The 13,459-nt window shown below is 38.5% G+C and carries 10 protein-coding genes; 7 read left to right on the top strand and 3 right to left on the bottom strand.

The features are described 5' to 3' along the window. Window positions 1-14: 14 nt before the first annotated feature. From F4V44_RS03780 to F4V44_RS03750, 7 genes are all read left to right on the top strand, one after another. Window positions 15-776, top strand: a complete 762-nt coding sequence (locus tag F4V44_RS03780) for an ABC transporter ATP-binding protein (RefSeq protein ID WP_150438886.1) — start codon at window positions 15-17, stop codon at window positions 774-776. Then, window positions 766-2,715 (top strand): ABC transporter permease, encoded by a 1,950-nt coding sequence (locus F4V44_RS03775; RefSeq protein ID WP_150438656.1) that lies wholly within the window; start codon window positions 766-768, stop codon window positions 2,713-2,715. The genes F4V44_RS03780 and F4V44_RS03775 overlap by 11 nt, the downstream gene beginning before the upstream one ends. A gap of 132 nt (window positions 2,716-2,847) precedes the next feature. Continuing rightward, window positions 2,848-4,227 (top strand): selenium-binding family protein, encoded by a 1,380-nt coding sequence (locus F4V44_RS03770; protein WP_223881784.1) that lies wholly within the window; start codon window positions 2,848-2,850, stop codon window positions 4,225-4,227. Between the two features lie 15 nt (window positions 4,228-4,242). Then, a complete protein-coding gene (locus F4V44_RS03765; protein WP_150438654.1) occupies window positions 4,243-4,884 on the top strand; it encodes a hypothetical protein in 642 nt (213 codons plus the stop codon). 179 nt (window positions 4,885-5,063) lie between these two features. Continuing rightward, on the top strand, window positions 5,064-5,525 hold the full coding sequence (locus F4V44_RS03760; protein ID WP_191090547.1) for a tripartite tricarboxylate transporter TctB family protein: 462 nt from the start codon (window positions 5,064-5,066) through the stop codon (window positions 5,523-5,525). A 15-nt stretch (window positions 5,526-5,540) separates the two neighbouring features. After that, window positions 5,541-7,055 (top strand): tripartite tricarboxylate transporter permease, encoded by a 1,515-nt coding sequence (locus tag F4V44_RS03755; RefSeq protein WP_150438652.1) that lies wholly within the window; start codon window positions 5,541-5,543, stop codon window positions 7,053-7,055. A gap of 32 nt (window positions 7,056-7,087) precedes the next feature. Next, window positions 7,088-8,101, top strand: coding sequence for a tripartite tricarboxylate transporter substrate binding protein (locus F4V44_RS03750; RefSeq protein ID WP_223881783.1), 1,014 nt, complete (start codon window positions 7,088-7,090; stop codon window positions 8,099-8,101). A gap of 51 nt (window positions 8,102-8,152) precedes the next feature. Here the strand turns inward: F4V44_RS03750 and F4V44_RS03745 are convergent, their stop codons facing one another. The 3 genes from F4V44_RS03745 to F4V44_RS03735 form a co-directional block, all read right to left on the bottom strand. Next, window positions 8,153-9,061, bottom strand: a complete 909-nt coding sequence (locus F4V44_RS03745; protein ID WP_150438651.1) for a sulfite exporter TauE/SafE family protein — start codon at window positions 9,059-9,061, stop codon at window positions 8,153-8,155. A 350-nt stretch (window positions 9,062-9,411) separates the two neighbouring features. After that, complete coding sequence (gene cysI, locus F4V44_RS03740; RefSeq protein WP_150438650.1) at window positions 9,412-11,127, bottom strand: assimilatory sulfite reductase (NADPH) hemoprotein subunit; 1,716 nt, start codon at window positions 11,125-11,127, stop codon at window positions 9,412-9,414. Window positions 11,128-11,154: 27 nt separating this feature from the next. Further along, window positions 11,155-12,981 carry an assimilatory sulfite reductase (NADPH) flavoprotein subunit gene (locus F4V44_RS03735; protein ID WP_150438649.1) on the bottom strand — a complete coding sequence of 609 codons (1,827 nt, stop codon included), beginning with the start codon at window positions 12,979-12,981 and terminating at the stop codon, window positions 11,155-11,157. Window positions 12,982-13,459: the final 478 nt, after the last annotated feature.

Raw genomic sequence — 13,459 nt, 5'->3', positions numbered from 1 at the left:
GAGCGTGGATAGAAATGAACATTTTAGAAGCAGTGAAGATTCATAAAAGCTATGGTAATAAATTTAATAAACAGGAAGTGTTAATGGGAATAGATTTGGACATTAGAAAAGGAGAGTTTGTCAGTATTATGGGAGCATCCGGTTCAGGAAAAACGACCCTGCTGAATGTTCTTTCTTCCATTGATAAAGTAAGCGACGGCACCATTTACATTGAGGGTAAAGAAATGACCTCGATGAAAGAGAGACAATTGGCCCAATTTCGTAAGAATTATCTAGGTTTTATTTTTCAAGACTATAACCTGTTAGATACACTGACCGTCAAAGAAAATATCCTCCTGCCACTATCCATTACAAAAACGCCGAAAAGAGCAGCAGAGGAAAAATTCAAAACAGTGGCAACAGATTTAGGCATCTATGAATTAAAGGATAAATATCCAAATGAAATTTCTGGTGGTCAAAAGCAGCGTACTTCGGCAGCGCGAGCCTTCATTCATGAGCCAAGTATCATATTTGCTGACGAACCTACCGGCGCTCTTGACTCAAAATCTGCTTCCGATTTACTAAATAAGCTCAGCGACTTAAATCAAAAAAGAAAAGCAACCATCTTAATGGTGACACATGACCCTGTTGCTGCAAGCTACTGTAGCCGCGTCATTTTTATCAAGGATGGCCGAATCTACACCCAATTAAATAAAGGGGAACAATCAAGGCAAAGCTTCTTTCAAGATATCATGAAAACACAAGGTGTGTTAGGAGGAGTGCAAAATGAGCATTAATCAACTCATTCTCCGCGGCCTGAAAAAGAACCTGAAAAATTACTATTTATATGTATTTGCCCTTATGTTTACCGTTGCCCTCTACTTTGCCTTTGTCACCCTGCAGTATGACCCGGCAATGGATGAAACAAAGGGATCGATTAAAGGTGCAGCAGCCATTCGCACGGCATCTGTCCTGCTTGTTGCCATCGTTTCCATCTTTCTTTTATATGCGAATGCTATTTTCATCAAACGGCGCAGTAAAGAAATCGGACTGTTTCAGCTAGTTGGAATGACAAAAGGAAAGATTCTGCAAATCCTGACCATCGAGAATCTTATTCTTTATTTTAGCTCGACGCTCATCGGGATTTTCATTGGGTTCTCTGTTTCCAAGCTAATTACGATGATTCTTTTTAAACTAACAAAGGTAGACGGTATTGCGTCATTACATTTTTCTTCAGAAGCCTTTATTCAAACGCTGATAGTCTTTAGTGCAATCTATCTGTTCATTACTTTGATGAATTGGTTTTTCATCAAAAAGCAGAGCATCTTATCCCTTTTCCAGGTAAAATCGTCTACAGAAGAAAAGGTAAAAAAAGTATCTATTTTTGAAATGTTGTATGGGATTGCCGGGATTCTCCTCATTATATTAGGCTATTATATTTCCTCTAAGTTATTTGGTGGGGATTTTGTCACTATGAATGAATTGTTCCTAGCAATGGTCTTTATCCTTGCAGCTGTCATCATTGGAACTTATCTATTTTATAAAGGATCTGTTAGATTTATCTTTTACCTGATTCGGAAAAGGAAAGATGGCTATTTAAATATCCACCAGGTACTTTCCCTTTCGTCCATCATGTTCCGGATGAAATCAAATGCATTATTATTAACCATTATTACAACGGTATCTGCACTAGCTGTTGGGTTGCTCTCTTTAAGTTATATCTCCTATTACTCTGCCGAGGAAAACGCTGAGTACACAGTTGGCGGTGATTTTGCTTTTACTAATATGGAAGACGCTCAAACGTATAAATCGAAATTAACAGAGAATAACATTGATTTTATCGAGAGGAAATTCGAAGTTATTCAGGTTGAAGCAAATTTAGAGAACATCATTGTGAGCAATCTTGATGAAAATCTCTTAACTAATGATTTGACCTCTATGCCTGTTCCTGTCATCAGTGATCAATCATTGGATCATATTGACGTATCAAAGAGAGATGTTCTATTTACCGGCTATAACGATATGTTAAATATGTTTTTATCTTTCAAGGATTCAGGAAATCTTGAATTGATTGGAAAACAGCACACATTTCCACTTGCCTTTCAAGGATTACAAAAAGAACAATATCTATCCTACTATTTCACAGCTGGAGGTATTCCTGCTGCTATTGTGGACGATACCGTTTTTCAAACCATAAAGGAAGATAAAGACCCCTCTATTCAAGGAGAATATTCTTTACACATTGGAATTAATCTCGTTGACGAAGTAAAAGCAGAGAAAGCTGCCGAAATATTTAGAAGCACATTTACAGACGATACCAATCATCTATCCCGCATCGAAAGAAGTAACGAACAAAAGCATCTTTATGGACTTCTTATGTTTATCGTTGGCTTTTTAGGCTTAACCTTTCTAATTACATCAGGATGTATCCTCTATTTTAAACAAATGGATGAGAGCGAGGAAGAAAAACCAAACTATACCATTCTACGAAAACTTGGTTTCACAGAAGGAGACTTAGTAAAAGGAATCCAAGCTAAACAAATCTTCAATTTTGGTATTCCGTTATTAATTGGCTTACTGCATGGATATTTTGCTGTCCAATCAGGCTGGTTCTTCTTTGGCACAGAGGTTTGGACACCGATGATTCTTGTCATGGTTCTCTATACAGCCTTGTACTCCATTTTTGGGATTCTATCTGTATTCTATTATAAAAGGGTCATTAAAGAAGCACTTTAATAAATAGCGTAAAAAACTCCAGTAGAACCTATGCTGGAGTTTTTTTTATTAATTAAAAAGACTATTTCCCCCATCAGGTTAATAAGAATAATAATAGCATCAAAACCATTCTATTTAGAAAGGATGATTATTGTGAGTAAATGGTTTGGGACAGATCCTACCTTTTATCCTTCTCCTCGATCTGCCATGGAAGCCCCAGCTGAAAAACTGGCTTACGTGGCCTTATTGAATCCTGATGGAATTGGCGTTGTTGATTTAGATCCCGTTTCCGAGACTTATGGAAAGCTTATTTATAAGCTTGATATGCCGCACGGTGCTGAGGATGAACTCCACCATTTTGGATGGAATGCCTGCAGCTCAGCCCTATGTCCTACCGCTTTTCATCCTCAATTAGAACGTCGCTATTTAATCGTCCCAGGAATTCGCTCTTCCCGAATTTATATTATTGATACGAAACCTGATCCAAAAAGACCTAAAATCGTCCGAACAATTGAACCAGAAGAGATTAAAAAACGTACCGGGTACAGCCGTCTTCATACAGTCCATTGCGGCCCCGAAGGAATATTTATTAGTGCCCTTGGTGAAGCAAACGGTAATGGAGGTCCAGGAGGATTACTACTGCTTGATCATTTTAATTTTAATGTTTTAGGTGCCTGGGAAATGGACCGAGGGCCGCAAATATTTGCCTATGATTTTTGGTGGCATATCGCACATGATGTGACGATCACAAGCGGCTGGGCCACACCTGACTTATTTGAAAACGGACTTAATTTAGATGCCTTGCTCCAGAGGAATTATGGCCATAGTATTTTTTTCTTTGATAGTAAAACTCGACGCTTTGTTCAAGAAGTGGATTTAGGAGATCAACATCAGATGGTGCTCGAGCTTCGTCCTGCCCATAATCCTCGGAAAACTTATGGGTTTTCAAGTGTTGTGATTGACGTGACGAATTTAGCAAGCTCCATCTGGGTTTGGTATCAAGATAACGGAAAATGGAACGCCCGAAAAATCATTGAGATCCCAGCTGTCCCTACAGACCCTAATCTTCTTCCTCCTGCCCTTAAAGACGTTGGAGCTGTTCCGCCGCTTGTGACAGACATGGTCTTGTCTCTCGATGATCGTTTTCTCTATGTATCTTGTTGGGGAACAGGAGAACTGATTCAATATGATGTTAGTGATCCTTTTAATGCCAAGTTTATCGATAAAGTGAAAATTGGCGGTGTAGCCAATCCCGTTCCACATCCTTCAGGAAAAAACATGACAGGCGGAGTACAGATGGTGGAGTTGAGCAGAGATGGAAAAAGAGCCTATTTTACCAACTCTTTATATAAAGCATGGGATGATCAATTTTATCCGGCAGGAATCAAAGGGGCAATGGTAAAAGTAAATATCAATCCGAACGGTGGAATGGAAATCGATAAAAACTTTTTTATTGAATTTGATGGTGTTCGAGCACATCAAATTAGACTAGATGGAGGAGATTGCTCTACAGACACTTTTTGTTATCCTTGATGAGGGGATACTAATATGACCGATATCCTTATATCACATGACAGTCAATTAATTGTTGCCACTGTCCTAGGTGCATTCCACGGCCTTAATCCTGCAATGGGTTGGTTATTTGCTGTATTTTTAGCGGTTCAACGAAATGATGCGAAAGTTTTATTTATTGCTATTATCCCCATTGCGGTAGGTCAGATTCTTGGCGATGGAGTTGTCATTATCGTTCAAACAGCTGCAAGGTTTCATTTTCCATTACATTATGTTCATCTTTTTATTTCATCCTTTATTATTCTATATGGACTATTTCGTTTATTTCGGTACTATCGCCATTTCAAATGGTCAGGGGGATTAAAGGTTGGTTACGGACAATTAATCTTGTGGTCTTTCCTAGCTTCCTCTACCCATGGTTCCGGATTATTATTTGCACCATTTATTCTTTCTGCTGAAAGATTGACAGACCTTATTCCCATCTGGGTGGTTCATGAACTAGGTATGCTAACTTCAATGGTCATCATCGCTACATTAGTCTATTATGCCGGCATGACTAAATTCAGAAAATGCATCATAAATTTTGAATTGATTTGGGCTCTTTTATTAATAACAGTTGGATTAATTTTATTCGTCATGAGTGGAGATATAAGCGGCGGGCATAAGCATAATCACTAAATATAAATATGGTACCTTAATGCACTCCTCGGAGTGTTTTTTTTGGCTATGTACACTTCAAACGAGCCAGGTCATTTTTGTCCGCTAATTTTCTTTTTTTGGACTTTGATGAAAAAAAGTAACATACATATTAATTAAATCAAACAGAAAAAAGCTTTTATATGGAAAGGGGGCAACCCATGACATCTACGTTCATCTCCGATAAAAAAGTCGGAGGTATAATAGCCATATTGTTTGGTTGTTTATCATTATATGAAGGGATAAAGCTGTATCCACTAAATAAAAACCTTTTAACCGGTGACCATACCTTTCCAGGTTTTATCGGTCTTCTCCTTATCATTTTTGGCTTAGCAGTATTTTTTGATAGAAAAATTGAGACTAATCAAACAAACCTCCCTTCTGGAAGAACTAGGATAAATATAATATTATCGATTTCCATATTATTTATTTACTGCTTACTCATCGTACTCTTTGGATATGTCATTGCTACTTTGATTGTTTCGATTTCCTTAATAAAAATGATTGGAAACTATCGATGGCTTTTCTCTGTTTTGATGGGAACGACAATTACCGCTGTATTATATTACTTGTTTATCGTCCTTCTGAAAATACCGTTTCCAAGTGGCTATTTTGCCTTTTAAGGAGGAGAGCTTTTGATGGATTCAATCATGTTTCTATTAAATGGATTTAGTGAAGTCATAACTCCTTCTAACCTTCTTATTGTATTAGCAGGCTCTCTTCTTGGCACCTTAGTCGGAGTTCTTCCAGGGCTCGGTCCTACGTCGGCTATCGCCATACTATTACCGGTAACAACCGTTCTTGACCCTGTGCAAGGATTAATGATGATGGCGGGTATTTACTATGGGTCGATGTATGGAGGCTCTACGACAGCCATCTTAATGAATATCCCCGGTGAATCTTCTTCTGTCCCTACAACACTAGACGGCTACCCTCTTGCCAAAAAAGGGAAGGCTGGAACCGCTCTAGGCATTGCTGCTATTGGTTCTTTTATAGCGGGAATCATTGGGTTAATAGGTCTAGTCTTGTTTGCTCCTATTTTAGCTGATCAAGCTCTAAAGTTTGGGCCTCCTGAATACTTTACATTGCTTTTAATTGCATTATTGATTCTATTTAATCTTACAGGCTTTTCGTTTAGGAAATCAGTCATCATGGGGTTATTTGGCTTTTTATTCTCTTTAGTCGGCATTGGTATTACTACAGGCACACCGAGATTTGACTTAGGATTTACCTTTCTGATTGGTGGATTTGAAGTGATCAGTATCATTATTGGTCTTTTTGCCATTGCTGAAGTATTAAAAGGACTTGAAGAAAATCACATGGCAAAAAAGCACGTAAAAATTAAGAGTGTATATCCAAGCAGACAGGATTTAAAACAAAGTATTTTCCCCATTTTTAGAGGCAGTTTACTCGGCTTTTTTCTCGGCATCCTGCCCGGTGTTTCAGCAACGATTACTTCCTTTCTCTCCTATGATTTAGAAAAAAAGGTTTCCAAACATCCTGAAAAGTTTGGGCAAGGTACAATTGAAGGGGTAGCAGGACCAGAGTCAGCAAACAACGCAACAAGTTCAGGCGGATTTATACCATTGTTATCATTAGGTATACCTGCTTCGCCGCCGCTCGCAGTCCTGTTAGCTGCGCTCATGATATATGGATTAACACCCGGTCCTGTTTTGTTTGAGCAAAATAATCAAATTGTATGGACCATTATTGCCTCTATGTTTATAGGAAATGCTATCCTGCTTCTATTGAATCTGCCATTAGTTGGATTGTGGGCAAAACTCACCGAAGTGCCATTTGGAATTTTGGCGCCTATCATTCTCTTAATTAGTGTACTCGGTGCGTATTCCGTTCGAAATAGTATGTTTGATGTTATAGTAGCAATTATTTTTGGTGTATTAGGATATTTATTTCAAAAATATCGCTGGCCAATTATTCCATTTATTTTATGCCTCGTCCTAGGTCCAAAAATTGAGAGATATTTTATTCAGTCTTTAGAAATGTCATCCAGTAGTTTATTGATCTTTGTGGAACGGCCAATCTCACTAACTATATTAGTGTTTGCTGTCATTGCATTAATCATTTCTATTGTTCTCATGAAAAGAACAAAGAAACGAATTCTTCAGGAAACCGGGGAACAAATGGAATTTTAATCTATTTTATTGAAACGATTGGGGGTATTGGATTGAAACGAAAATTATCCTTATGGCTCACAGGTTTACTAATGACTAGTCTCATCGTTTCTGGATGTTCTTCAAAACCAGCGACGAAGAAACAGGAAAATCAAGACCTAAATTACCCAACAAGACAGATAGAACTTGTCGTTCCATTTGCTGCCGGCGGTGGTGTTGATTTAGCTGCTCGAACTGTGGCTGAGTATTTGAGCAAAGAATGGGGGCAGCCTATTGTTGTGACAAATAAGACTGGCGGCGGCGGTATCATTGGTGCCCAGTACGCTTTAAAGGATTCAAAACCAGATGGATATACAGTACTTGTTAATAATAATTCTTCCACATCCATGCATGAAGCAGGTACATCCAATCCAACGTTGACAATTGAAGATAATAAATTCATATCACGTATTGCCACTGGCTCAATCGCTTATGCAGTTCAAACAGATGCTGAATGGAACAATTTTGAAGAATTTTCAAAGTGGGTCAAGGCAAATCCAGAAAAGTTAACCTGGGCTAGTGTCGGACCTGCCGGAATATCAGCATTTGCAGTTGCACAGTGGCTTGAATCTATCGGTGTGGATTATCATAAGACGAAAATGATATCTTCTGAAGGTGCATCCGACTCTGCAGCAAAGGTTGCCGGGGGGCATGTCGTACTGGGAGTCCACACGGTTGGGGAGTTTGCTCCGCTTGTTGATTCTGGAAAGATAAAATTACTTGCTGTTCAATCACCGGAAAGAAACCCTCTTTATCCGGATATTCCAACAACAAAAGAGCAGGGCTTTGAAGGATTAACGGTTAAATGGTGGACCGGGCTTTCTTTTGCTCCTGGTACACCTGACGAGATAGTAGAAAAATGGGATAAAGCAATAGAAAAAATGCAAAAAGATGAGGAGTTTATCAAACAATTGGAAAAAGTAAAATTAGAACCAGGGTATTTAAACTCTGAAGATTTTACTAGTGAAGTACAAACTGAAACAGATATTTTTACGAAGCTGGCTGAGGAAACAGGAATCCGAAAATAACAAGAAAATGCACGATTCTTTGACAAAGAATCGTGCTTTTCATTTTATCTATTAATCAGCAATATTACCAGTCCTTTTTTGTTTGACGAAAATAGAGGATTTCTTTTTCGATAGTTTATTAACTGTAAAAAAGATTGCTGTTGCCCATCCGACGAATATAAGTGTATATAAATATGGATAAAGGGAAGCATTTTCAATCCATGTTGTAAATAGAGTCCTAGAGTTGACAAAGATAATAAATCCTCCGACTAGTACACCCATTAATTGAGGATGAACCTTTTGAACTAACCACGCTGCAATCGGTGCTGCAATCACTCCCCCAATAATCAACGCAGTCACCCATAACCAATTTACTTGTGCCCAGCCTAGCGAAATAAAGAATCCTAATGACGCTGATACGGCGATGGCAAACTCACTTGTGTCTACTGTTCCGACTACCCTTCTTGCACTCATGTCATTTTTACTTAAAAGAACAGGTGTAGCAATAGGACCCCAGCCTCCTCCGCCTGTTGCATCCATAAAACCTGCAATAAAGCCTAGAGGAATAGCTTGCTTTCTCGTTAACGTTGATTTGCCATTACCAACTGACGGACGGTAGTTAAAGAGAAAACGAAACATAACATACAAACCTAATACCAAGAGGAAGATAGAAACATATGGTTTTGCCAATTCTCCAGGTATATTACTTAAAAAAGTTGCTCCTAAAAAGGCTCCAATTGATCCAGGAATGATTAACTTATACACTAGTGATTTATCAACATTTCCAAATTTAATATGTGAAACACCAGACGCAGCTGTTGTCACTACTTCTGATAAATGGACCGACGCAGATGCAACTGCCGGTGCGATACTGAACGCTAACAATAAAGATGACGATGTAACTCCATAAGCCATGCCTAAAGCACCGTCGATCAACTGGGCTAAAAAACCGATAAAAGCAAAAACAATTAACTTTCTCATTGCAATCCTCCTACACTTTCTTTCATACCCTTTTGAAAACAGAGGACCTTCGGTTGACCGATCGGCGGAAATAGCGGGTATTTTCAGATACTTTTATTCATTTTATTCTAAACTATTCCTACATGTCAACTAAGATTTATATGTTTATTTAAAATAGGCAGAAAATTATTATATCTAATGTATTGTCGGATAATGAAACCTCTGAGTGATATTTATTTAGATAGCTTATTTACCCTCAAATTATGTATCTCGATGATATGATGTGACTTATTCAGCTTATCGAATATATTTTTTGTCTTTCTAAAAAATAGGAAAAGGAGACAGGGAATCCCTGTCTCCTTATATAAGTATTAATCATGGAAGTTCGTGCCGTCTGTTGTTGCTTTTATGATACCCGCACGAACGACATAGTCACCAAAGTGCTCGCCATCTAAACGTTCTTTTGCATAACGCGGAAGAAGGTCTCGAAGTTCACTTAGAATCTCTTCTTCACCGATGTTTTCACGATACATTTTGCTTAAGCGGCTGCCATCATGTGCTGCACCAAGGTACATATTATATTTACCAACTGCCTTACCGATAAAAGCAATTTCTCCAAGAGCCGGACGAGCACACCCATTTGGACATCCGGTCATACGGATATTAATTTCTTTATCCTGTAGTCCGCTTTCGTCGATAATTTCTTCAATTTTATCAAGAAGAGTTGGTAAATAACGCTCTGCTTCTGCCATTGCCAAGCCACAGGTTGGAAGGGCTACACAGGCAATAGAGCTGCGGCGTATTGCTGAATAATGCTTACCATCAGTTAAACCGTATTTTTCTACAAGTTCATTAATCTTTTTCTTCTTCTGACTGGAAACATTCGCAATAATCACATTTTGATTCCCAGTTAAGTGAAAAGCACCTGTATGGATTTTCGCAATTTCACGCAGACCCGTTTTCAACTTATAGTCATCATAATCTGCCACACGTCCGCCTTGGATAAATAGTGTTAAGTTCCATTTGCCACCAACACCCTTTTCCCATCCGTAACGGTCTCCATTATGATCAAATGTAAATGGTTTTGCTTCTTCTAAACTCCAGCCAAGGCGGTTTTCTAATTCTTCCTTTACATTTTCAAGGCCCAAGCGGTCAACTGTATATTTAAAACGAGCATTTTTACGAACGGAACGGTTACCATAGTCACGTTGGATGGTAATGACTTTTTCAGCTAAATCTTGAATCTTATCCGGTGTAACGAAACCAATCACTTTAGCAAGCTGAGGATATGTTGCTTTATCACCATGTGACATCCCCATACCGCCGCCGATTGCTACGTTAAATCCGACAAGCTTGTTATCTTCAATAATGGCAATAAAGCCTAAATCTTGAGAGAAAACATCAATATCATTTGTCGGTGGAACCGCAATTCCAATCTTAAATTTCCGCGGCAGATACGTTGGTCCGTACATCGGTTCAACCTCTGCATCCGGAGTTCCAGCTACTTTTTCTTCATCAAGCCATACTTCATAGTAAGCTCTTGTCCGCGGTAATAAATAATCGCTTAATTGTTTTGACCATTCATACACTTCGGCATGGTGCTCAGATTGATACGGATTTGCTGCACACATAACATTACGATTTACATCCCCGCATGCCGCAATGGTATCCATTAATGCTGCATTAATTCCTTGAATGGTACTCTTCATATTCCATTTTAAAATCCCATGCAATTGGAAAGTCATTCTTGTTGTCAGCTTTAACGTTCCGTTTGCATATTTGTCAGCTAGTTCATCCATTACAAGCCATTGCTCCGATGTTGCGACCCCTCCTGGCAAGCGAACGCGAAGCATGAATTGATATGCTGGCTCTAGCTTTTGTTTTTGACGCTCATTACGGAGATCACGATCATCTTGAAGATAACTGCCGTGATGCTTCATCAAACGGTTGTCATCGTCAGGAATTCCAGCGCTTAAACGATCAAGCATTACTTCCTTCAATGTTCCGCGTAAATAATCACTTTTTATTTTTATCTCCTCAACATCACTTGGTGGTCCTTCCGGTGCTGTTAAAATTGTTTTCACCATGTTGAAAACACTCCTTTCAATCCAAAATCAATATACATCTCGCTGGTAGCGTTTTTGCTGCTGCATGCTGGCAAGATAAGCTTCCGCCTTTTCACGGCTCATGCCGCCTTCTTTTTCAATTATTTCAATCAGTGTATTATGGACGTCTTTTGCCATGTTTTTCTCATCACCGCAAATATACACATTAGCCCCTTCTTCAAGCCATTCGAATAATTCTTTACTGTGTTCAAGCATACGGTGCTGTACATAAACCTTTTCATCCATATCACGTGAAAAGGCAACATCCATTTTTGTTAACACGCCATCTTTTAGCCATTTTTGCCATTCTGTCTGGTAAAGGAAATCTGTCACAAAATGTTGATCACCAAAGAACATCCATGATTTTCCTTCCGCACCGATTTCTTCACGCTCCTGCATAAATGAGCGGAAAGGTGCAACACCCGTACCAGGTCCAACCATAATAATAGGTGTATCCGGATTATTTGGAAGCTTAAAGTTATCATTCTTTTGAATATAAATAGGAAGTGTGTCGCCTGGTTCTAAACGTTCCGCACATAGGATAGAACAAACACCTTTACGATCACGACCATGCGCTTCATAACGAACAGCACCAATTGTTAAATGAACTTCTTCTGGATTTGCTGCATAACTGCTCGCAATGGAATATAAACGCGCAGGAAGTTTTCTTAAAATTGAAACAAAGTCTTGTGCTGAAACATTCCATGGACCAAAATCACGGACTAAATCAAGCAAATCGCGGCCGTTCAGGTATTCTTTCACATCACCGGAAGCCAGAAGCTCACGTAATTTTTCATTATTTGAAAGCTCTAATGCTTTTTCAAGCAGCGGCTTTGTTAAAACAGTCAATTCAAAATAAGAAATAAGTGCATCTTTTAGAGAACGAATTTCACCTTGTTTATTTATGTTTACTTTTTCTTCCGGATTCCACTTTAGCTCTTCTAGAAGTAAGTCAACAAGCCCTGGGTCATTTTCAGGATAAATACCTAATGTATCCCCAGGCTCAAATGTAAGCCCTGAACCTTCTAAAGATAATTCAAGGTGACGTGTTTCTTTATTAGAACCTCGTCCGTTCAAATTAAGATTTTCAAGTACTTCCGCTTTGAAAGGATTTGTTCTTGAATACTGTGATTCCAAGCTTTGAGTTCCTTCAGCGGACACTTGATGAGAAGTATTTCCACCTTGTGCTTCATTTAAGCTGTTCAGAACGCCTTCTAGCCACTCTGCTGCAGGCTCATCATAATCAACATCGCAGTCAAAGCGCGGATAAAGCCTTGTCCCGCCAAGCTCTTCCAAGCGCTGATCAAACTGCTTACCCGTTTCACAGAAGAACTCATAAGAACTGTCACCAAGTGCTAATACAGAATATTGGAGTCCTTCAAGCTTTGGAGCACGTTTCCCATGAAGAAACTCATGGAAAGATATCGCATTGTCAGGCGGCTCTCCTTCACCATGTGTACTCACAATAATCAGCAGGTTGTCAACCTTTTTTAAATTATTTGGTTTAAAATCGCTCATGGATGAAAGCGTGACTTTAAAGTCCTGTCCTTCAAGGGTTTTCTTCGCTTTATCAGCTAATCCCTTCGCATTTCCTGATTGAGAACCAAAAAGGATAGTTACTTCTTTTGTAATTGTTTTCACATTATTTACTGACACTGGAACTTCTAATGTTTCTAAAGCAGCAGCAGCCTGTGACCCAGAATGTGCTTGCACCTGGGATGCAGCTAGAAAACCGCTCAACCATACTTTTTGTGACTCTGTCAAACTCGGCAGCAAACGGTTAAGAAGCTCTGCCTGCTCCTGATTAAACGGACTGTTCAATACCTGAAGTTGCAACGAAATCCACCTCACAAAATAATTAAACTAATCGCACATCTTTTTTATTGATTGACTATGTTAACAAACAATGTTGATAAGTCAGATTTTTGACTCATCCGTGAGAAATGGACATTTCTCACGCCTTTCAGCTGTGCTGAAAGGTTTCTGTATAGTTATGAAGTGACAGGAGAAACTTTATTTTCTCCTGTCACTTCATAACCATACAGCTTGAGATGAGTCAAAAATCAACAATGTTAGTAAACAAAACCTAATTATTATAATTAACGATTAATTCCTATAAATTATATATTTTTCTTATATCCATCTTATATTGATTATTCCTATAAATCAAGTAGGTTTTTAACAACATAGAAAGAATTTATAAATTTTCACTAACTAATATAGATTGTTCTTTATTATCTTATACTATATGAAACTTTACCAAAGGAATGAGAATTAGTAAAATAAATATTAATTATTGCAACTATTAATAATA

It is taken from the genome of Niallia endozanthoxylica (assembly GCF_008710145.1).
GTDB lineage: Bacteria > Bacillota > Bacilli > Bacillales > Cytobacillaceae > Bacillus_BD > Bacillus_BD endozanthoxylica.
The sequence above is the reverse complement of the archived record's forward strand: the minus strand, read 5'-3'. Positions and strand labels throughout refer to the sequence as shown.

What these genes read in the sequence shown, in the direction of transcription:
- F4V44_RS03780 (WP_150438886.1), top strand. Translation starts at nt 15, where the DNA reads ATGAACATTTTAGAAGCAGTGAAGATTCATAAAAGCTATGGTAATAAA.
- F4V44_RS03775 (WP_150438656.1), top strand. Translation starts at nt 766, where the DNA reads ATGAGCATTAATCAACTCATTCTCCGCGGCCTGAAAAAGAACCTGAAA.
- F4V44_RS03765 (WP_150438654.1), top strand. Translation starts at nt 4,243, where the DNA reads ATGACCGATATCCTTATATCACATGACAGTCAATTAATTGTTGCCACT.
- F4V44_RS03760 (WP_191090547.1), top strand. Translation starts at nt 5,064, where the DNA reads ATGACATCTACGTTCATCTCCGATAAAAAAGTCGGAGGTATAATAGCC.
- F4V44_RS03755 (WP_150438652.1), top strand. Translation starts at nt 5,541, where the DNA reads ATGGATTCAATCATGTTTCTATTAAATGGATTTAGTGAAGTCATAACT.
- F4V44_RS03745 (WP_150438651.1), bottom strand. Translation starts at nt 9,061, where the DNA reads ATGAGAAAGTTAATTGTTTTTGCTTTTATCGGTTTTTTAGCCCAGTTG.
- cysI (WP_150438650.1), bottom strand. Translation starts at nt 11,127, where the DNA reads ATGGTGAAAACAATTTTAACAGCACCGGAAGGACCACCAAGTGATGTT.